Here is a 19071-nt window from a genome sequence, read left to right on the forward strand (position 1 = left end):
GGTCTGATGCAAAGAAAAAACGCGGCGTTTTGAACGCCGCGTTTCTTTTTCTTAGCGGAAGCCGCGCTTACCAGCTTTCCAGCACGACCTCCAGATTGGCTTTCTTCAGCGCATCGGCGCGGGCTTTCTGCCAGCCGGTTGCGAATTCCTTCTCATCGGAAGGTGCCTTGGCGGTATAGGCCTTCCACGCATCGGAGAGCACCTTCTGCCGCGCGACCAGCGCATCGTTCTGCTTCTGGTGTTCGTCGGTCCAGAGCTTCGCTTCCTTGAAGTAGCGGATGGCGCCATCATGGAACGGGATCGCCCAGTTGAAAATCTGCCGCTTGATGTCCCAGCCGACGTTACCCGGCGCACCGTCCTTGTAGTCGTCGAAAGTTTCAACCATCGCTCGCGTCATGTTGTAGACCGTGTCGGCATCGACGGTGGCCATGCTCATCAGCACGGGATAGGGGTAGGTCGCGCCTTCGACTCTCTTTTCTTTCGAGAGGTCCGCGCCTTCCGCGCCCCACTGCGGCACGTAGAACGGAGCGATCTTCTTCAATCTTTCCCACGCGGCTTTATCGCCATGCGGCACGATCGGGTATTGAATGCCGCGCGGTGAAGCCGCAATCTTGAAGGCCTGCCCTGAAATAGTGGACGCGAAGGCTGCATCGACCTGATTGGCGATAATGCCGTCCATCGCCGCGCCGAAGCCACCGAATTCGACGCGCTTCACGTCGTTCCACGTCAGTCCGGCGGAGGCGAGCAGCGCGGTGATGTTCTGGTTGAGCGAGGGCGAACCCACGACCCACGCGACGCGTTTTCCCTTGAGGTCCGCCATTGTTTTGATGTTGGCGTCCTTCGCCGTGACGATGGTGAGGAGCGCGTCCGAATTGTTCAACAGGATGGCGCGCACCGGCTGCGGTCCCCAGTCCTTCGAACCGAACTCGTAAAATCCTTCCTGCGCCATGTAGCTGCCGCCGACGCCGTTCGCGGAGAAAGGCACCTTGCCGTCGCGCAGCGGAATAGTGCGCGAGACGTCGTTCTTGCCGGGAAGCACGCGCAGGCTGACGCCGTACTTGTTTTTCAGCGCATTGCCGATGGCGACTGCCTGATTGTAGCCGCCGGAGCCGACGTCGTAAGCGGTCCATGTCAGCGTTTCGGGCAACTTCACGCCACCCGTTTGCGAGGCCGCGGGCAGCAGAAGCACCGCAGTCAAAGCGGTTGCGGCGAAGATCGTACTTTTCTTCATGACGTTATTCTCCCTGCTTCGGTTTTTCTTGTGACGATCAAGTAGAGAACGATGAGTCCGGCTGCGGTCAGCATGGCTGCTATGGCGAGGTTCTGCGAGAAAGGCAGTCCTGTCAGCCACGGCACAGGGGCGGCGAACAATAAACCTCCGGCAATGAGAGAAAGGCGCGCGAGCCAGCCCGCTACGGTTCGCGGGATCAGCCCGATGCCTGCGACATAGCCTTGCAGCGCGGCGGCCATAACGATCAGGCCCGCAAAAGCAGCAACGATGGAGATCGTGACCGTCTGCGCGTCGCCCTTGAACAGCAACGCAGGGTTCAAAACGAAACAGAACGGTACCAGATAGATCGCGGTGCCGAGACGGATGGATTGCAGCCCGATCCGCATAGCGGATACGCCTGCAAGTGGTGCTGCTGCGAAGGTTGCAAGCGCGACCGGCGGCGTGATGAACGACACCATGCCCCAGTACATGATGAACAGATGCACCGCGAGCGGATCGAGGCCCGCCTTCACCAGCGGCGGCGCAAGCACGATCGCAAGGAAGATGTAGCAGGCGGTGACGGTCATCCCCATGCCGAAGATGAAGCTGGTGATTGCGCCCATGATCAGCAGGATCAGCGGCGCTCCGCCGGCGAGATAGACGAGATCGTTCGCGAGCGTTCCCGCGAGACCCGTCATCGACAACGCGCCGATGATGAAGCCGACCGCCATCAGGATCGCGACCAGTTCTGCCAGACCGCGCGCGACCGCGACGGCGAAATCTCCGAGTTGTGCCCAGGACATCCGGTGCTTTGGCAGCAACTGATTGATGAGGACAAGCAGCGCGGTTGCATAGAACGGCGCGAGCGCTTCTTCCTGTAGCCAGACGAGAAGGAATATCAGGAGCGCGAAGACCGGAATGTAGAACCAGCCTTCCTTCATCACTTCGCCGAGCCGTGGCAGTTCGCTGGATTTCATGCCGCGCAGGCCTAGCCTTGCGGAGTAGGCGTCCACCTGCACCACCAGAGCGATGTAGAACAGCAAGGCAGGTACGGTCGCGGCTAATGCGATCTCGCCGTAGTTCTTGCCGAGGAACGACGCCATCACGAAGGCGGTCGATCCCATCACGGGCGGCATCAGCACTGCGCCAGTCGAGGCGACGGCCTCCACCGCACCCGCATAATCCGCGCGGAAGCCAGTACGCTTCATCGCCGGGATGGTGACAACACCCGAACTGATGACATTTGAAATCACGCTCCCGGAAATCGAGCCTTGCAATCCGCTCGAGATGATCCCGACCTGCGCCGCGCCACCGCGCATGCGGCCGACGAGCGCGAAAGCAAGATCGTTGAAGAATTTTCCGCCGCCCGTGTAGTTCAGCGCGAGTCCGAACACGATGAAGCCGACGACGATCTCGGCAAAGGCTTTCATGGGAATCCCGAACAGCGATTCCGAACTCACGACATGAAAGGCGAGGGTGTCCGTGAGCGGGTGTGCGATACCCTTGAACGGACTTGGTGCAAGCTGCGCAAATACCGGATAGAGCGCGAGTACGCCGACAATGAGGGTCATCGGCAAGCCGCTGGTGCGCCGCAGTGCTTCGAGTGCCATCACGCAGAGGATCGCGGCGAGGACTTTCGCGATGAGCGGGGAGTTATATTCCCAGCCTTCGCTCAGTCCCCGTTCCGCGTTCCACGCAAACCAGAGCAGAATTGCAAGGGAAGCCAGTGCGATAAGCCAGTCGTACCAGGGCACGTTGCCCTTCACGGCTTGCGGACGCATCGGGATCACGATGAAAACAAATGGAAACAGCGAAGCAGCGAGCAAGAAAAGATAACGGCTGTCGATCAGCGTTATTTCTGGAATATGGAGACCGAAATACTGGTTGAGTAACTGCGCGCCAAACTTGATGTTCAGTAACTGGTTCATCGCGAGCAGCGGTGCAATGAGCGATGCCGCGATCAGGATGTATCGCGCAAGGCCCGTTGTTTCACGTCCTGCAATTTCGTCCGGCATCATGGCCGGCGCAGCGCTGCCTGCGTGCGGCTCACCCGCACTTTTGCGCTCCATCACCCTCTGCTCCCGTTGCGGCTTCTGGCGGCCGCGTGGGTGCATCTTGTGGGCGTGCGATTGGCTCTACAAGAATTAAATCGCCGGTTTCGCTGTGCGGTAGAGGTTATCGTATTGCGATGCGAAGATCGGCATAGATTGGTACGTGATCGGAAGGCTTGTCCGCGGCGCGGACTTTCTTGTCGATGCCGACGGAGGCGAGGCGGTCGGCTGCGCGCGGCGAGAGCAGCAGGTGATCGATGCGGATACCGTTGTTCTTCTGGAACGCACCTGCCTGATAATCCCAGAAAGTGTAGTGGTCTTTCGCGTCGGTCGTTGCGCGCAAGGCGTCCGTGAAACCGAGCGAGAGCAGTTCGCGGAATTTGCCGCGCGACTCCGGCTGGAACAATGCATCTCCGGTCCATTTCTCCGGAAACTCGGCGTCGGCGGTGGTGGGAATGATGTTGAAGTCGCCAGCCAGCACCAGTGGCTCTTCCAGCGCGAGCAATTCGCGCGCATGGCGGGTGAGGCGATCCATCCACACCAGCTTGTAAGCGAACTTTTCGGTGCCGGCTGGATTGCCGTTCGGCAGATAGATCGAGGCGACGCGCACCACGCCGTCCTTGGTGGAGATCACGGCTTCGATGTAGCGGGAGTGGTCGTCCTTGTCGTCGCCGGGAAGTCTCGGCTTCGCTTCGTCAATCGGGTGCTTCGAGAGGATTGCAACGCCGTTATAGGTTTTCTGTCCGTGAACCGCGACGTTGTAACCGAGCGCTTCGACTTCCTCGCGTGGAAACTGGTCGTCCTGACACTTCAGTTCCTGTAGGCAGACGACATCCGGATCGCGTTCTTTGAGCCATGCGGTGAGGGCACCTACCCGCGAGCGGACGGAATTGACGTTCCACGTCGCGATGAGCATTGCGCGCCTTTAAGAAAAGTCAGAGAGCGAAGCTGGTGCCGCAGCCGCAGGACGCGGTCGCGTTCGGATTGTCGATCTTGAACGCGGCGCCGATCAATTCGTCGGCATAGTCGATCCGCGAGCCGCTGAGATATTGCAGCGATACGGGATCGATCACCACGGTCGCGCCATCGCGGGCAATGACGAGGTCTTCGGCTTCGGCCGCGCGCTGGATGTCGAACTTGTATTGAAAGCCGGAGCAGCCGCCGCCTTCGACACTGACGCGCAGTACCGACGGCTGCGCCTCGCCGCCGAGTATGCTGGCGATTTTCTTCACGGCGCTCTCTGTCACTTCGACCGGAATGGCATTCATGGCTGTCCGCGCTCGTTTTTCGCGATATACCAAGGCGTTAGGCTCTATAGGTAGGCGAGCCGGCGGCGAAGTCAATTCGGGGCAAAACATCGTGACGGTAGCGGCACTTACACCCCGCGCGCCCTGGGCGGCGGACCCTGCGCGCTCGCGCGGGCGGCTGTTCCCGGAAGAGCCGAGTCCCGCCCGCAGCGACTTTCGCCGCGACTGCGACCGGCTGATCCATTCCACTGCCTTCCGGCGCCTCAAGCACAAGACCCAGGTCTTCGTCTCCCACGAGGGTGACCATTTCCGCACCCGCCTTACGCATACGCTGGAGGTGAGCCAGATCGCCCGCGCGCTGGCGCGCACGCTCGCGCTGGACGAGGACCTCGCGGAAGCGTTGGCGCTGTCCCACGATCTCGGCCATCCGCCATTCGGCCATGCGGGCGAGCGGGCGCTCGATGCCTGCCTGAAAGACTTCGGCGGCTTCGACCACAATGCGCAGAGCCTGCGCGTGGTGACGAAGCTGGAGCGCCGGTATGCGTCGTTCGACGGCCTGAACCTGACGTGGGAAACGCTGGAAGGCATCGCAAAACACAACGGGCCGCTCAGCGACGAAGACGGCGCCGGCATCGGCCGTTATTCGGAAGATGGCCTGCCTGCGGCCTTCGCCGAACAGCGTGCTGAGTGGGATTTGGAATACTGGACGTTTGCGAGCGCCGAAGCGCAGGTCGCGGCGATTGCCGACGACATTGCCTATGACGCCCACGATCTCGACGATGCGCTGCGCGCGGAACTGTTCACGCTCGGCGATCTCGCGCGGCTACCGCTGGTCGGCGAGAAGTACGAGGAAGTAATCCGGCGCTATCCGGAAGCGGGAAGCGAGCGGCAGGCGGGCGAGGTCATCCGCCGCCTGATTGCCGCGCTGATCGACGACGTCATCGTAGAAACGCAAGCGCGCATAGACCGCCTCAAGCCTCATTCGGTTGAGGATATCCGCAATGCGCGCGAAGCCATGGTGGCATTTTCCGCGCGGGGCGCGGAGGCCGACCGCGCGATCAAGGCGTTCCTCACGCCGCGCATGTATCGCGAGGAACGGGTCATGAAGATCATGACCGACGCCGAGGCCATCGTGCGCACGCTGTTTGCCCATTACTGGAAGTCGCCGGGCGATCTGCCGGACGGCTGGCTGCCGCAGTCGGGAATGAGCGAGACGGTGCGCGCCCGCGCCATCGCCGATTTCATCGCAGGCATGACCGACCGCTTCGCGCTGGAAGAACATGCCCGCTATTTTGACTCGACTCCGGAACTGCGTTAGCTCCCGCGGCCTTCGATACTTTCTCCCAAGCGCTTCACGATGAACGTTTTTTCGATCTATCTCGGCCATGTCCATGCGGCGCTCGACGCGCTAGTGAAGGATGGCGCGCTCAACCCCGGCCTCGACTACGGCCGCGTGGTCGTCGAGCCGCCGAAAGACCCTTCCCACGGCGACCTCGCGACCAATGCCGCGATGGTGCTTGCCAAGGACGCAGGCAAAAAGCCCCGCGAACTGGCGGATGCGCTGGTGGCGAAGCTGCGTACGACCCAAGGCGTGGTGAAAGCCGATGTGGCCGGTCCGGGTTTCATCAACCTCGCGCTCGACAATGCGGCCTGGTTCGACGTGCTTCGCGCGGCACTGCGCGGCGGCGAGAAATTCGGCCGTAGCGAACTGGGCAAGGGCGAGAAGGTCAACGTCGAATACGTTTCCGCGAACCCCACCGGGCCGATGCATGTAGGCCACGGCCGCGGCGCGGTATTCGGCGATGCGCTCGCGAACCTGCTGGCTTTCGCGGGCTACTCGGTCACGCGCGAGTATTACATCAACGATGCGGGCGCGCAGGTCGATGTGCTCGCGCGCTCCGCGTTCCTGCGCTATCGCGAGGCGCTCGGTGAAGACATTGGCGAGATTCCGGAAGGGATATATCCCGGCGATTACCTGATCCCGGTGGGCAGGGCGCTGGCCGAGAAGCATGGCCGCGCACTTTTGCAGAAGCTGGAAAGCGAATGGCTGCCGCTTGTCCGCCAGACCGCCATCGACGGCATGATGGACATGATCCGCGAAGACCTTGCGGCCATCGAAATCCGCCACGAGTATTTTTTCTCCGAGCGATCGCTGACCTCCGGCACCGACAAGGTCGCGGAAACCATCGAAACGCTGCGCAAGGCAGGCCACATCTATGAAGGACGTCTCCCGCCGCCGAAAGGCGCGCCGGTGGAGGACTACGAGGATCGCGAGCAGACGCTATTCCGCGCTACGGCTTTCGGCGACGACGTGGACCGTCCGCTGAAAAAATCGGATGGCAGCTACACCTACTTCGCCGCTGACATGGCCTATCACCGCGACAAGATCGAACGCGGCTTCAAGACCCTGATCGACGTCTGGGGCGCGGACCATGGCGGCTACGTCAAGCGCATGAACGCGGCAGTAAAGGCGCTGGGCGGGGGCAGGGCCGTGCTCGACGTGAAGCTTTGCCAGCTCGTTCGCCTGCTGCGCGACGGCGAGCCGGTGAAAATGTCGAAGCGCGCAGGCGATTTCGTCACGCTGCGCGAGGTCGTGAACGAGGTTGGCGTCGAGCCGGTCCGTTTCATGATGCTGTTCCGGAAAAACGACGCCCAGCTCGACTTCGATCTGGCGAAGGTGATCGAGCAGTCGCGCGAGAACCCGGTGTTCTACGTCCAATACGCTCACGCACGGGGCCGCTCGGTGCTCCGGAACGGAGCGGCCGCGATTCGGGACCAGTATCTTTCTCCGGCCGGGCTGGCGAGTTCCGCGCTGGAACTCCTCGATGACAGTGGAGAACTAGGGCTGCTGAAGAAGCTGGCCCAGTGGCCGCGCCTCGTGGAATCGGCTGCGGACGTCCACGAACCGCACCGGGTCGCCTTCTACCTTCACGAACTGGCGAGCGATCTCCATTCCCACTGGAACAGGGGGAAAGACGCGCCACATTTACGCTTCATTATCGAAGATAACCCTAGGTTGACCGTGGCCCGCCTGAGCCTGATCCAAGGGATTGTGAGTGTTCTGGCGTCCGGTTTGGCCATCCTTGGTGTCAGAGCGGCCGAAGAAATGCGTTAACGGCCCTCCGCGCGGAGTGGTACTATGGCAGTTGCGCGGACCCTTGTGAGTGATCGGGAGAGAATGGCGGAAGAGACCAGGTACAGGTCATCCCAGAGCTATGGGCAGCTTTCGCCGCAGCCTGCGGCTGGGGCTGCGCGTGCGCGCCGTGGAGAAGATCCGCTTGCCGAACTGGCCCGGCTGATTGGCCAGGAAGACCCATTCGCAGAATTCGGCCAGCAGCAGCGGCGACCGGCCACGAACGGCAATGGCGCGCATCATAGCGCCCCGCCTCGCGACAGCCGTATGACGGCGGCTCCGTCGCCAGCTCCGGCCCGTGATCCTCGTATGACGCCTCCGCAGCCTGCCGCGCGTCCGGCGGCTGCCAATGGCCTCAACGGTTCGAACACTGGCTATAGCAATGGCCGCGATCTCCAGCGCGAACCCGTGCCTGCGCCCCGCCGCCCGCTAGAGGCGCGCAACGACGACCCCCGCGCGATGCAGCCGGTACGAGGCGCTCAGCCGCCGGTACAGCCGCAAATGCGCGCGCCTGCGCGCGATACCCGCGACCTTCAGGACAGCCGCGATCTGCAAGGCGATCGAGCCTATCGCGATGCCCGCCGCGAACCCGCCCTTCGCAACGACCGCGACGAGTACGCCCAGCCGCAGCGTCCTGCGGCTCGCGCCCGCGCGACAGACGACGACTACGATTACGCTCCTGCACCCCGGAATGGCCGCGACCGCGACGTTCGTCAGGAACCGCGCCAGCCGGCCCACGCTCCGCGCGACGATTTCCATGCCCGCGACCCTTATGCAGACCGCCGCGCCCGCGACGACGGCTATGGCGAGGAACTGCCGCGCTCGGCGCGCCGGGGTAGCGAGCGTATGGACGAGGAGGCCCGCTACGGCCGCTCCCGTCAGGCTCCGGCTTATCGCGACCGCCGCGACAACTACGAACAGGATTACGAGCAGGACTACGATCCCGAATACACGGGCGACGGCTATCTCGATGAGCATGCCGACGACGTGTATGCGGACGAGGAGCGTCCGCGCCGTACGGGTCTTTGGCTCTTCCTCGCCATTGTGACAATCTGCATGATCGTCGCCGGCGTGGCCGGCTGGTTTGCCTATCGCACGATCTTCAACGCACCGGCTAAGCCGCCGGTCGTGAGCCGCACCGATGCTCCGGACAAGATCGATCCGACGAAGCAGACGACGGTCAATCCGAACAACAAGACGATTCAGGATCGCATCGTCACGCAGCCTGAGCAGATCATCTCCCGTGAGGAGACTCCGGCCGACCTGACTCAGAACAACCAACAGCCCCTTGGTTTCGCGCCGACCCAGCCGCAACAGCAGACGATCCAGCCTCCGGCGCAGCAGCCGAAGCGTAATATTCCGGGCTTCCAGCCGCCGCCGACGCAGCAGGTAGCGCCGCCGGCTCCGCAGACCCAGACCACGCCGCCGAGCAACGAGCCGCGCCGCGTGCGCACCGTCACCGTTCGTCCGGATGGCTCGGTCGTCCAGAATAACCAGCCGCCCGCCAACAACGGCCCGCTGCCGCTGAATGCGAACCAGAATTCGCTGGAGCAGCAGGAACAGCCCGCACCGGCGCCCGGTCCGCGCTCGCAGACGAACCCTAATCGTCCGCTGGTGACGGCGAATGTGAACCCGACACCGAACGTCTCGACCGGCGGCAACTATGTTGTGCAGGTCGCTTCCCACAAGACGCTGGAAGAGGCGCAGACGGCTTGGGCGACCCTCAAGACCCAGCACGCGGGTATTTTCGGCAACCGCAATGCCGACATCCGCAAGGTCGATCTCGGCGACCGCGGCACGTTCTATCGCGCCATGGTCGGCCCGATGCAGCGCGATCAGGCCAATGCCCTTTGCCAGAACCTCAAGACCGCTGGCGCGGGCTGCATCGTCCAGACCCGTAACTAACAGCTTCCTTTCCTGCGTTTCTTGACCTTGGAGCGGGTGCCGCGCACAAGCGCGCATGACCGCTTACGCCTACATTTCGGGATGCGCCGGCACCTCTCTCCTTGAGGAGGAAAAGGTCGTATTTTCAAGACGTTGCCCTTGGGGATTGATTCTCTTCAAGCGAAACATTCAAAACCCCGCGCAGGTCGCGGAATTGGTAGTTAGCTTCCGCGAACTGGCCGACCGCGCCGATGCGCCGGTGCTGATCGATCAAGAAGGCGGCCGCGTACAGCGTCTCGGTCCACCGCACTGGCCGAAATACCCAGCCGCCGCCGAACTGGTAAGCGCGACGGCGCAGAGCGGCGCGACGGAAACCGGCGTGGGCCTTGGAGCAAAACTGATTGCCCACGACCTCAGGAAGCTCGGCATCAACGTGGACTGCCTGCCGGTAGCCGATCTTCGCCACGCAGGTGCCCACGACATCATCGGCGACCGCGCCTATGGCAGCGACCCGCAAACAGTCGCTGCGCTGGCCCGCGCGGCGGCGGACGGCTTGATCGCGGGCGGGGTGCTGCCGGTGGTGAAACACATTCCCGGCCACGGCCGCGCGCTGGCCGACAGCCATCTGGAGTTGCCGCGCGTTACCGCTACACGAAGAGAACTGGAGCAAACCGACTTCGAGGCGTTCCGGCTGCTCTCTGATCTGCCGCTCGCGATGACGGCACACGTCGTCTACGAGGCCTACGACGGCCAGTTGCCCGCGACGTTATCCCCTACGGTCATGGACAAGGTCATCCGTGGCCATATCGGGTTCGACGGTCTCGTCATGACCGACGATCTTTCGATGAAGGCGCTGAGCGGCTCGATGGTGGACCGGACGTTGTCTGCATTTGCGGCCGGTTGCGACATGGCGCTTCATTGCAACGGCGACATGCTGGAGGCGATTGATGTCGCCTCGTCTTCGCCGCCGTTGCAGGGCAAGGCGCTAGCCCGCGCCGAGAAAGCCTTGGACAGGATCAAAGAACCTTTGGAACCTTTCGATACCGCCGATGCCTGGCAGCGCTTTTCCGCTATGATCGGAACCGCTTGAGACGGAATCAGGAACGTGGAACCAGGCGATTTTGAACTTCCCGAGGCCGAGCGCGCTTCGCATGAACCGGCGCTGATGGTCGATGTCGCGGGCTTCGAAGGTCCACTCGACCTGCTGCTCGCGCTTGCGCGCACGCAGAAGGTGGATCTCGCCAAGATTTCCGTGCTCGCACTCGCCGAGCAGTATCTCGCCTTCATTCATCAGGCGCGCGAGCTGCGCATCGAAGTCGCCGCCGATTATCTCGTGATGGCGGCTTGGCTCGCTTATCTGAAATCGCGCCTTCTGCTGCCCGAACCGGCTGGCCCCGAAGAACCCTCCGCCGCCGATCTTGCGGCCGATCTCGCCGCGCGCTTGCAGCATCTCGAAGCAATTCGCCGTGCCGGTGCGTCGCTAATGACGCGCGACAAGCTTGGGCAGGAGTTTTTCGCGCGCGGCATGCCGGAAGAAAATGCGCCGCTGCAGCCGCAACAATATACGGCGACGATCTACGACCTGCTCACGGCTTATGCGCTCCAGCGCCAAAAGGCTGCGCTCTCGCATCACACCGTGAAGCAGCGTGTCGTCTGGTCGTTGAAGGAAGCGCGCGACGTGCTTGAACGCTTCATCGGCAAGGCGCAAGACTGGACGCGGCTCGACTCCTTCCTGATCGAATACCTCGTCGAACCCGGAATGCGCGCCACCGTTTTTGCCTCCAGCTTCGCTTCGTCGCTGGAACTGGTGAAAGAAGGCGCGGCCGAAATTCAACAGAAAGAAGCTTTCGCACCCATCTGGCTGAAACGCCGGGAAGGGCCGAAGCCGCAGTTGGTAGTGGAGAATAGTCAGTGACGGCGTTGCGCAAAAAATCGTTCACCATCGTCGGCACCGAACCGGAAACCGACGAGGTCCAGCGTACGCTGGAAGCGATCCTGTTTTCCGCCGCCGAGCCAGTGGACGAAAAGACGTTGGCTGCGCGCCTGCCGGAAGGCACCGACCTTACCGCGGCGCTCGACAAGCTCTCAGAGCATTACGCGCCGCGCGGCGTGAATCTCGTTCGTGTCGCGGGCAAGTGGGCGCTGCGCACCGCGACCGATCTCGGTCACCGCATCGCGCGTGATGCGCCGCCGCCGCGCAAGCTCTCGCGCGCCGCAATCGAGACGCTCGCCATCGTCGCGTATCACCAGCCGGTGACCCGCGCCGAGATCGAGGAAATCCGCGGCGTGACCATCTCGAAGGGCACGCTCGACGTGCTGATCGAAACCGGCTGGGTGCGGCTGCGCGGCCGTCGCAAGGCTCCGGGCCGTCCCGTCACCTATGGCACCACGGAAGCGTTCCTGATCCACTTCGGCCTCGACCGCATCGACGACCTGCCGGGCCTCGACGAACTGAAGGGTGCCGGGTTCCTCGACGACCGTCTGCCCGCCGGGTTCAGCGTGCCGGTGCCGAGCGATGTTTCCGCGCTTCGCGACGACGAAGATCCGCTGGAAGACGGCGACGAGCCGGAACTCGATCCGGGCGATACGCCGCGGAGCGCCTGACGCGGCAAGCGCCATTTCCTGCTAGCTTGCGGCCTCATGGCCCAATCCGTAGCGTCCCGTTCTCCCGCGCCGGTTTCCATTGCCGCGCATATCGCGTTCGACGATGTGCATCATGCTTATGACGGAAAGGAATCCGTTCGTGGCGTGACGCTTGCCGTGGAGCCGGCCGAGGTCATCAGCCTAGTGGGGCCTTCGGGTTGCGGAAAGACCACGCTGCTTCGTCTTGCAGCCGGTCTCGAACAGCCGAGTGCGGGCAGGGTACTGCTCGACGGCAAGGAGATTGCCGGACCTTCCGTATTTCTTCCGCCGGAAAAACGCGGCATCGGCCTGATGTTTCAGGACTACGCGCTGTTCCCGCATATGACGAACGCAGAGAACGTGCGTTTCGGTCTGCGCGGCTTCACGCGCGCGGAATCGGAGCGGCAGGCGCAGGTTGCGCTGGAACGCGTCGGCCTTGGCGATCGCGGGGCGCAATATCCGCACATGCTTTCCGGCGGCGAACAGCAACGTGTCGCGCTTGCGCGCGCAATCGCACCGCGCCCGGCCGTAATCCTGATGGACGAACCGTTTTCCGGCCTCGACAGCCGTTTGCGCGACGCGGTGCGCACCGAGACGCTCGCCATTCTGCGCGAGGCGCGCGCGACCTGTCTGATCGTGACCCACGACCCGGAAGAAGCGATGCGCATGGGCGATCGCATCGCGCTGATGAACCGGGGGAGGGTCGTCGAATCCGGCGATCCGCAGTTGATATATCGGCAACCCGGAAGTCTGTTTGCCGCGCGCTTCTTTTGCGAGATGAACGAGATTGCGGGCATGGTTAAGGACGGGCGGGCGGACACGCCGCTCGGTAATTTCGCCGCATCCGGTCTCGCTGCGGGAGAGGCGGTGGTGTGTATCCGTCCGCAGGGAATACGCCTTGGAACGGCTGCGCAGGGCGTTCCAGGCCGGGTTATCAGCCGCCGCTTTGTGGGCGAGGTGGATATTCTGGAGATCGCGGTTGCAGGGCTGGAACAACCGCTGACCGTCAGGTCGCGGGATACGGGCAGCCGCGGCGAAGAAGACGATGTCAGGGTCGAGATTGACCCGTCCGAAGTTCTTGTTTTCGCCCCTTCCAGGGCCTAGGTTCGTTCAAAGCAAACGAAAATTGGCTGGTTTGGGCGGTTCGCCTGCCTGCCAGCGGAGGAATTCATGGGTGGTTTGAGTATCTGGCACTGGCTTGTGGTTGCGGTCGTCGTGTTGCTCCTGTTCGGGCGCGGCAAGATTTCCGAGCTGATGGGCGACGCGGCCAAGGGCATCAAGGCGTTCAAGAAGGGCATGCAGGACGACGAGCCTGCGGCCACGAATACGCCCCCCAAGACCATCGATCAGAATCCGCAGGTCGTCCGGCGCACCGACGACCAGAAGGTCTAATCCCGCGAGACGCGGTTCCGGGCGCGGATCGCGACGAGCGGCCGGATAGTGTTCCATGTTCGACATCGGTTGGGGTGAGCTTCTCGTCATCGGCATCGTCGCGCTGGTCGTGATCGGGCCGAAGGACTTGCCGAAAGTGCTGCGTGCGCTCGGCAAGATGACGAGCAAGCTGCGCTCGATGGCCTCCGAGTTTCAGGGTCAATTCAACGAGGCGATGCGCGAGGCTGAAGTCGCGGATCTGAAAGCGCAGGCCGAGAAACTCGCCAGCGACGCGAAGAACACGATCCAGAATCCGTTGCAGTCGATCACGAGCGAGGTGCAGAGCACGCTCGACGCGGCAACGCCGCCTTCGATCGAAACAGCAGCCACAACACCCGCCGAAACTCCTCCCGCTGCCGCGCCCGCGTCACCGCCACCGTTGGAAACCGCGAACGTCGATCCGGCGCCGATTGCTCCCGCCGACCCGGCTCCGAAGCAAGGCACCGGCGCATGAGCACCGAAGAAACCGAAATTGACGCCTCCAAGGCGCCGTTGATGGAGCACCTGATCGAGTTGCGCTCGCGGCTGATCAAGTCGCTGCTGGCGTTCTTCGTGATGCTGATTATCTGCTTCGCCGGCGCGAAGTATATCTACAACATCCTGCTGTTTCCGTATCAGCTTGCTGCCGGGGCGGGGGCGAAGATCGAGCTGATCTACACCGCGCCTCAGGAGTTTCTGATCACGCAGATCAAGCTCGCGATTTTCGGCGCGGCGTTTCTCGCGTTCCCCGTGATCGCGACGCAGATTTATATGTTCGTCGCGCCGGGACTTTATAAGCACGAGAAGGGCGCTTTCCTTCCGTATCTGGTTGCGACACCGTTTTGCTTCCTGCTCGGCGCGGCCTTCGTCTATTTCGTTGCGATGCCGCTTGCGATGGGCTTCTTCATCGGCATGCAGCAGTTGGGAAGCGGGCCGGAGATCAAGCTGCTCCCGCGCGTTTCCGAATATCTGTCGCTGATCATGGGGCTGATCTTCGCCTTCGGCATCTGCTTCCAGTTGCCGGTCATTCTCACGTTGCTGGCGCGCATCGGCATCGTCACTGCGGCCTGGCTGCGCCAGATGCGCCGCTATGCGATTGTTGCAGTGTTCGTGATCGCTGCAGTTCTGACGCCGCCCGACGTGATTTCACAGCTTGCGCTTGCCGCGCCGACTCTGCTGCTTTACGAAGCCTCGATCTGGCTGGTGGCGGCAGCGGAGAAGAAGCGGGCGGCGGCACAAGCGGCTGATGATGCCGCGCAGCCGTCCACGGACCTCACGGTTCCCCCGGCCAGTACGCCGTCGGCCTAGTTCAAGTTTCACTTTAAGTAGAAAATGGTGCGTAATTTTATAGGGTTACGCAGAATAAGCCATGCATGACATTAAATGGATTCGCGACAACCCGGACGCTTTCGACAAGGCGCTCGCGCGCCGCGGTTTGTCAGGCGAGTCGAAAACCGTGCTGGCACTCGATGAGCAGCGCCGCGCGGTAATCGCCAAGCTCCAGACCATGCAGGAGCGCCGTAACGCCGTCTCCAAGGAAGTCGGCGAAGCGAAGAAAGCGAAAGACGAAGCGCGCGCGTCGAAGTTGATGGCCGAGGTCGGCTCCATCAAGGATGAGATGCCGAAGCTGGAAGCCGAACAGACTGAAATCGAGAAGAAGCTCGATGAAGTGCTTGCCTCGATCCCGAACTTGCCGGCCGCCGACGTGCCGGACGGCAAGGATGCCGACGGCAATGTCGAATATCGCCGCCACGGTGCGATCCCAAATATCGCATTCAAGCCGAAGCTGCATTTCGAGATCGGCGAAGCGCTCGGCCTGATGGACTTCGAGGCCGCGTCGAAGATTTCCGGTGCGCGTTTCGTGGTGCTGAAAGGCGCGCTGGCGCGGCTGGAGCGCGCGCTCGCGCAGCTATTCCTCGACACGCACACAGGCGAGCACGGCTATATGGAAGTGAATCCGCCGGTGCTCGTTAAAGATGCTGCCATGTTCGGTACGGCACAGCTTCCCAAGTTCAGGGAGGATCAGTTTCGTGCCGGCGAAGACTTCTGGCTCATCCCGACCGCTGAAGTGCCGCTCACCAATCTTGCTTCCGGCGACATCACTGATGAAGCAAAGCTGCCGATGCGCATGACCGCATGCACGCCGTGTTTCCGCGCGGAAGCCGGTGCTGCCGGCAAGGACACGCGGGGCATGATCCGCCAGCACCAGTTCATTAAGGTCGAACTGGTTTCGATTACGACGCCGGAACAAAGCGCCGCCGAACACGAGCGCATGTTGCAGTCGGCGGAAAAGGTGCTGCAAAAGCTCGGCCTGCATTATCGCGTGATGACACTCTGCACCGGCGACATGGGCTTTGCCTCGACCAAGACCTACGACATCGAGGTCTGGCTACCCGGCGAAAATACCTATCGCGAGATTTCTTCCTGTTCGAACTGCGGTGATTTCCAGGCGCGGCGCATGAACGCGCGCTACCGCGCGAAGGATGCAAAAAGCCCGCGTTACGTTCACACGCTGAATGGTTCCGGCGTCGCCGTGGGCCGTGCGCTGATCGCGGTCCTCGAAAACTATCAGAACGAGGACGGCTCGGTCACAATTCCGGAGACGTTGCGCCCCTATATGGGCGGCCTCACCAAGATCACGAAGGCGAACTGATTTGCGTATTCTCGTCACCAACGACGACGGCATCCACTCGCCCGGCCTCGATGCGCTGGTGCGTATCGCGGAAAAACTCTCGGACGATGTCTGGGTGGTCGCGCCGGAGTTCGACCAGTCCGGCGTATCGCATTCGCTCTCGCTGAGCGACCCCCTGCGGTTGCGTAAGGTCGACGAAAAGCGCTTCGCCGTGAAAGGCACGCCGACCGATTGCGTCATCATGGGCGTGCGCCATGTGCTCGGCGACAAGCGGCCCGATCTGGTGCTCTCCGGTCTCAATCGCGGGCAGAACCTCGCCGAGGACGTGATCTATTCCGGCACCGTCGCGGGCGCGATGGAAGGCACTATCCTTGGCATTCAGGCCATCGCGATGAGCCAGGCATACGGCCCGAACACCCGCGACAAGCTCAGCTACGACACCGCTGAAACGCTTGCGCCCGACCTGCTCCGGAAGATTCTGGCGCAGGGCCTGCCGACCGGCGTACTGCTCAACATCAACTTTCCCGATTGCGCGCCGGAGGATGTCAAAGGCGTTTCGATCACGACGCAGGGCCGCCGCGATGCGGAACTCCTGCTGGTCGATAAACGCCACGACGGACGCGGTTTCCCGTATTACTGGATCGGTTTCCAGCGCATCAAGCGCACCTATGCCGACGGCAGCGATCTTGCCGCCGTCGAGCGCAAGATGATCTCGGTGACGCCGCTGCGGATCGATCTCACCGACAAGCCGTTCATGACCAAACTCGCGGCGATGTTCGACGAGAGCAAACTTACAACCTAGACGAACCTCAATAACGGAATCCGATGGCGGACCGGAACCGGCGCGAAGCAGAACTGGAGCGGAAGAACGCCGAAGCGCGGATGGAGTTTCTCCTGTCGCTACGGCGCCGGGGCATTCGCGACGTGAAGGTACTACGCGCGCTCGAACAGGTGCCGCGCGAGATTTTCGTCGAGGCGCCACAGGCGCATCTCGCCTATGCCGATCAGGCGCTGCCAATTGATTGCGGCCAGACCATCAGCCAGCCCTATGTCGTGGCTTCGATGACCGAGGCCCTTGACGTCGAGCCTGCCCACAGGGTGCTCGAAATCGGCACCGGCTCCGGCTATCAGGCCGCGATCCTCGGCATGCTGGCGAAATCTGTCGTCACCGTGGAGCGCTTTCGCACGCTGGCGGATCTGGCGTCCGCCCGGCTGCGCGTGCTGAACCTGAAAAACGTCTCGGTGCGGATCGGCGACGGCGCCCTTGGCGTGCCCGATGAAGCTCCGTTCGACCGCATTTGCGTCACCGCCGCCGCGCCCGAAGTGCCGAAGGCGCTGTTCGACCAGTTGGCCGAAGGTGGCCGGCTGATCGCGCCGGTCGGTCCCGAAGGTGGCGTGCAGATGCTGCGGCTGTTCGCGAAACAAGGCGGCAATATCGCCACCGAAGACCTGATGGCGGTGCGTTTCGTGCCGCTGATGCCGGGCGTTGCGGCCGCGCTCTGACATGGTTAACCGCTGGTAGCGGCAGCGAAATTTCTTCCCTGTACGGTTTTTCTTAAGTCGGCATTTACGCTTAACGGCGTAATCGTCAGGCGTGTTGTTGCGTCCTGTGTGAGTGAACATGCGTTCTGTTGTGTCGCGCGTAAGGCGAGCTTCGCTCGTCCGTTTTGCTGCCGTCGCCGCGGTTGGCGTGTCCGCCGCTGCGTGCAGTTCGGATGTGACCCGTTTCGACGCCAATCCGTTTCAAGGACGGAATGAAGTTACGAACTCCGTTCCGCAGAACAATACGAACCAGGCGCAAGTGCCCGGTCATCAACTGCCGCCGCGTACGCAGGTCGAGCAGCAGCCGCTGAATCCGCCGCCGGGCAATTACCGTCCGGCTACCGTTCCAGCAGCGCCGCCGCCGCAGGCGAAGAAGCAGCAGCTCAACGCGCCGCAGAACACGGCCGCTGTTCAGAACGGCTGGAGCTGGGATGGCGGCACCGCCGTCACCGTACAGCCGGGTGAAACCGTCTATTCCATCGCTCGCAAGCACAACGTGCCTGCGGACGTCATCCTTCGTGCCAACAATCTTCAGAACGCGAGCATGATCCAGCCGGGTCAGCGCCTCGTCATTCCGCGCCGCAAGGCTGCGAATGCGCCGCAGGCCCCGGCCGTGCAGCAGAACGCCTCTTTGCATACGGTTGGTGCGGGCGAGACCATCTATTCGCTCTCGCGCCGTTACAGGGTTACGCCGCAGGCGATCGCGAACGCGAACAATCTCACGCTCGCCACGCAGCTTCGCATCGGCCAGCAGGTCCGTATTCCGGGCGGTAGCAATACCGTCGTGAACAATGTTCCGCAGACGCCGCCACCGCCGGTTGTGCAGCCGCAGCGCCGCGCCAATGTGCAGACGATCCAGAATAACGAAGCACCCCCGGCGCCGGAGACGGTCGGCATCGTTCGTCCGAACGTGGTCCCGCAACGCAACCCGGAAGCGCCGCGCGCAGACAACGATAAAGGCCCCGGTTTCCGTTGGCCGGTTCGTGGCCGCATCATCTCCGCCTTCGGCCGCAAGCCGAACGGACAGCAGAATGACGGCATCAATCTTTCAGTACCGGAAGGAACGCCGATTCATGCTTCCGAAGATGGCGTGGTCGCCTATGCAGGCAATGAGCTGAAGGGCTTCGGCAACCTTGTGCTGATCCGTCACGCCGACAACTGGGTGACCGCTTACGCGCATCTCGGCACGATCGACGTGAAAAAGGATCAGAAGGTGCGTCGCGGCGACATCATCGCGAAAGCCGGACAGACCGGCGGCGTGACTTCGCCGCAGTTGCACTTCGAAATCCGCAAGGGTTCGAACCCGGTCGATCCCGAAAAGCATCTGAGCGGAACGTAGT

The 19071-nt window shown here is 62.5% G+C and carries 19 protein-coding genes; 14 read left to right on the top strand and 5 right to left on the bottom strand.

Annotated elements, in window-relative coordinates; all coding sequences use genetic code 11:
* Positions 1-67: 67 nt before the first annotated feature.
* From KF794_06375 to erpA, 4 genes are all read right to left on the bottom strand, one after another.
* Entirely contained in the window at positions 68-1231 is a 1164-nt protein-coding gene (locus tag KF794_06375; GenBank protein QYK46296.1) for a TAXI family TRAP transporter solute-binding subunit, read from the bottom strand.
* Positions 1228-3279 (bottom strand): TRAP transporter fused permease subunit, encoded by a 2052-nt coding sequence (locus KF794_06380; protein ID QYK46297.1) that lies wholly within the window; start codon positions 3277-3279, stop codon positions 1228-1230. Before KF794_06380 ends, KF794_06375 begins: the two co-directional genes overlap by 4 nt.
* 106 nt (positions 3280-3385) lie before the next feature.
* Positions 3386-4177, bottom strand: a complete 792-nt coding sequence (gene xth, locus KF794_06385; GenBank protein QYK46298.1) for an exodeoxyribonuclease III — start codon at positions 4175-4177, stop codon at positions 3386-3388.
* Positions 4178-4196: 19 nt separating this feature from the next.
* A complete protein-coding gene (gene erpA / locus KF794_06390; protein ID QYK46299.1) occupies positions 4197-4529 on the bottom strand; it encodes an iron-sulfur cluster insertion protein ErpA in 333 nt (110 codons plus the stop codon).
* Between erpA and KF794_06395 the strand changes: the two genes are divergently transcribed.
* Complete coding sequence (locus KF794_06395) at positions 4528-5826, top strand: deoxyguanosinetriphosphate triphosphohydrolase (protein ID QYK46300.1); 1299 nt, start codon at positions 4528-4530, stop codon at positions 5824-5826. The genes erpA and KF794_06395 overlap by 2 nt on opposite strands.
* Before the next feature lie 39 nt (positions 5827-5865).
* Positions 5866-7623 carry an arginine--tRNA ligase gene (locus KF794_06400; protein QYK46301.1) on the top strand — a complete coding sequence of 586 codons (1758 nt, stop codon included), beginning with the start codon at positions 5866-5868 and terminating at the stop codon, positions 7621-7623.
* A gap of 87 nt (positions 7624-7710) precedes the next feature.
* Here the strand turns inward: KF794_06400 and KF794_06405 are convergent, their stop codons facing one another.
* Positions 7711-7884 (bottom strand): hypothetical protein, encoded by a 174-nt coding sequence (locus tag KF794_06405; protein QYK46302.1) that lies wholly within the window; start codon positions 7882-7884, stop codon positions 7711-7713.
* Positions 7885-7950: 66 nt separating this feature from the next.
* Here KF794_06405 and KF794_06410 point away from each other — a divergent pair, with 66 nt between their 5' ends.
* The 12 genes from KF794_06410 (at position 7951) to KF794_06465 (ending at position 19070) form a co-directional block, all read left to right on the top strand.
* Entirely contained in the window at positions 7951-9546 is a 1596-nt protein-coding gene (locus KF794_06410; protein ID QYK46303.1) for an SPOR domain-containing protein, read from the top strand.
* 55 nt (positions 9547-9601) lie between these two features.
* On the top strand, positions 9602-10615 hold the full coding sequence (gene nagZ / locus KF794_06415; GenBank protein ID QYK46304.1) for a beta-N-acetylhexosaminidase: 1014 nt from the start codon (positions 9602-9604) through the stop codon (positions 10613-10615).
* Between the two features lie 75 nt (positions 10616-10690).
* Complete coding sequence (locus KF794_06420; protein QYK46621.1) at positions 10691-11440, top strand: segregation/condensation protein A; 750 nt, start codon at positions 10691-10693, stop codon at positions 11438-11440.
* 5 nt (positions 11441-11445) lie between these two features.
* Complete coding sequence (gene scpB / locus KF794_06425; protein ID QYK46620.1) at positions 11446-12129, top strand: SMC-Scp complex subunit ScpB; 684 nt, start codon at positions 11446-11448, stop codon at positions 12127-12129.
* A gap of 36 nt (positions 12130-12165) precedes the next feature.
* Positions 12166-13251: an ABC transporter ATP-binding protein gene (locus tag KF794_06430; protein QYK46305.1), complete on the top strand. Its 1086-nt coding sequence runs from the start codon at positions 12166-12168 to the stop codon at positions 13249-13251.
* A 66-nt stretch (positions 13252-13317) separates the two neighbouring features.
* The gene (locus KF794_06435) at positions 13318-13539 is read left to right on the top strand and encodes a twin-arginine translocase TatA/TatE family subunit (protein ID QYK46306.1); all 222 of its coding nucleotides are present in this window, start codon (positions 13318-13320) and stop codon (positions 13537-13539) included.
* 55 nt (positions 13540-13594) lie between these two features.
* Entirely contained in the window at positions 13595-14032 is a 438-nt protein-coding gene (gene tatB, locus KF794_06440) for a Sec-independent protein translocase protein TatB (GenBank protein QYK46307.1), read from the top strand.
* Positions 14029-14865, top strand: coding sequence for a twin-arginine translocase subunit TatC (tatC, locus tag KF794_06445; protein QYK46308.1), 837 nt, complete (start codon positions 14029-14031; stop codon positions 14863-14865). Before tatB ends, tatC begins: the two co-directional genes overlap by 4 nt.
* 61 nt (positions 14866-14926) lie before the next feature.
* Positions 14927-16210, top strand: coding sequence for a serine--tRNA ligase (gene serS, locus KF794_06450; protein ID QYK46309.1), 1284 nt, complete (start codon positions 14927-14929; stop codon positions 16208-16210).
* Between the two features lies 1 nt (position 16211).
* Positions 16212-16991: a 5'/3'-nucleotidase SurE gene (gene surE, locus KF794_06455; GenBank protein QYK46310.1), complete on the top strand. Its 780-nt coding sequence runs from the start codon at positions 16212-16214 to the stop codon at positions 16989-16991.
* 23 nt (positions 16992-17014) lie between these two features.
* Positions 17015-17692 carry a protein-L-isoaspartate(D-aspartate) O-methyltransferase gene (locus KF794_06460; GenBank protein ID QYK46311.1) on the top strand — a complete coding sequence of 226 codons (678 nt, stop codon included), beginning with the start codon at positions 17015-17017 and terminating at the stop codon, positions 17690-17692.
* 214 nt (positions 17693-17906) lie between these two features.
* Complete coding sequence (locus KF794_06465) at positions 17907-19070, top strand: LysM peptidoglycan-binding domain-containing M23 family metallopeptidase (protein QYK46312.1); 1164 nt, start codon at positions 17907-17909, stop codon at positions 19068-19070.
* Position 19071 lies beyond the last annotated feature (1 nt).

The sequence above is a fragment of the Xanthobacteraceae bacterium genome, assembly GCA_019454205.1.
Taxonomy (GTDB): domain Bacteria; phylum Pseudomonadota; class Alphaproteobacteria; order Rhizobiales; family Xanthobacteraceae.

What these genes read in the sequence shown, in the direction of transcription:
- KF794_06435 (QYK46306.1), top strand. Translation starts at nt 13,318, where the DNA reads ATGGGTGGTTTGAGTATCTGGCACTGGCTTGTGGTTGCGGTCGTCGTG.
- KF794_06395 (QYK46300.1), top strand. Translation starts at nt 4,528, where the DNA reads ATGGCTGTCCGCGCTCGTTTTTCGCGATATACCAAGGCGTTAGGCTCT.
- KF794_06400 (QYK46301.1), top strand. Translation starts at nt 5,866, where the DNA reads ATGAACGTTTTTTCGATCTATCTCGGCCATGTCCATGCGGCGCTCGAC.
- KF794_06375 (QYK46296.1), bottom strand. Translation starts at nt 1,231, where the DNA reads ATGAAGAAAAGTACGATCTTCGCCGCAACCGCTTTGACTGCGGTGCTT.
- KF794_06430 (QYK46305.1), top strand. Translation starts at nt 12,166, where the DNA reads ATGGCCCAATCCGTAGCGTCCCGTTCTCCCGCGCCGGTTTCCATTGCC.
- KF794_06405 (QYK46302.1), bottom strand. Translation starts at nt 7,884, where the DNA reads ATGATGCGCGCCATTGCCGTTCGTGGCCGGTCGCCGCTGCTGCTGGCC.
- KF794_06410 (QYK46303.1), top strand. Translation starts at nt 7,951, where the DNA reads ATGACGCCTCCGCAGCCTGCCGCGCGTCCGGCGGCTGCCAATGGCCTC.
- xth (QYK46298.1), bottom strand. Translation starts at nt 4,177, where the DNA reads ATGCTCATCGCGACGTGGAACGTCAATTCCGTCCGCTCGCGGGTAGGT.
- tatC (QYK46308.1), top strand. Translation starts at nt 14,029, where the DNA reads ATGAGCACCGAAGAAACCGAAATTGACGCCTCCAAGGCGCCGTTGATG.
- KF794_06380 (QYK46297.1), bottom strand. Translation starts at nt 3,279, where the DNA reads ATGGAGCGCAAAAGTGCGGGTGAGCCGCACGCAGGCAGCGCTGCGCCG.
- serS (QYK46309.1), top strand. Translation starts at nt 14,927, where the DNA reads ATGCATGACATTAAATGGATTCGCGACAACCCGGACGCTTTCGACAAG.
- KF794_06460 (QYK46311.1), top strand. Translation starts at nt 17,015, where the DNA reads ATGGCGGACCGGAACCGGCGCGAAGCAGAACTGGAGCGGAAGAACGCC.
- KF794_06420 (QYK46621.1), top strand. Translation starts at nt 10,691, where the DNA reads ATGGTCGATGTCGCGGGCTTCGAAGGTCCACTCGACCTGCTGCTCGCG.
- nagZ (QYK46304.1), top strand. Translation starts at nt 9,602, where the DNA reads ATGACCGCTTACGCCTACATTTCGGGATGCGCCGGCACCTCTCTCCTT.
- tatB (QYK46307.1), top strand. Translation starts at nt 13,595, where the DNA reads ATGTTCGACATCGGTTGGGGTGAGCTTCTCGTCATCGGCATCGTCGCG.
- erpA (QYK46299.1), bottom strand. Translation starts at nt 4,529, where the DNA reads ATGAATGCCATTCCGGTCGAAGTGACAGAGAGCGCCGTGAAGAAAATC.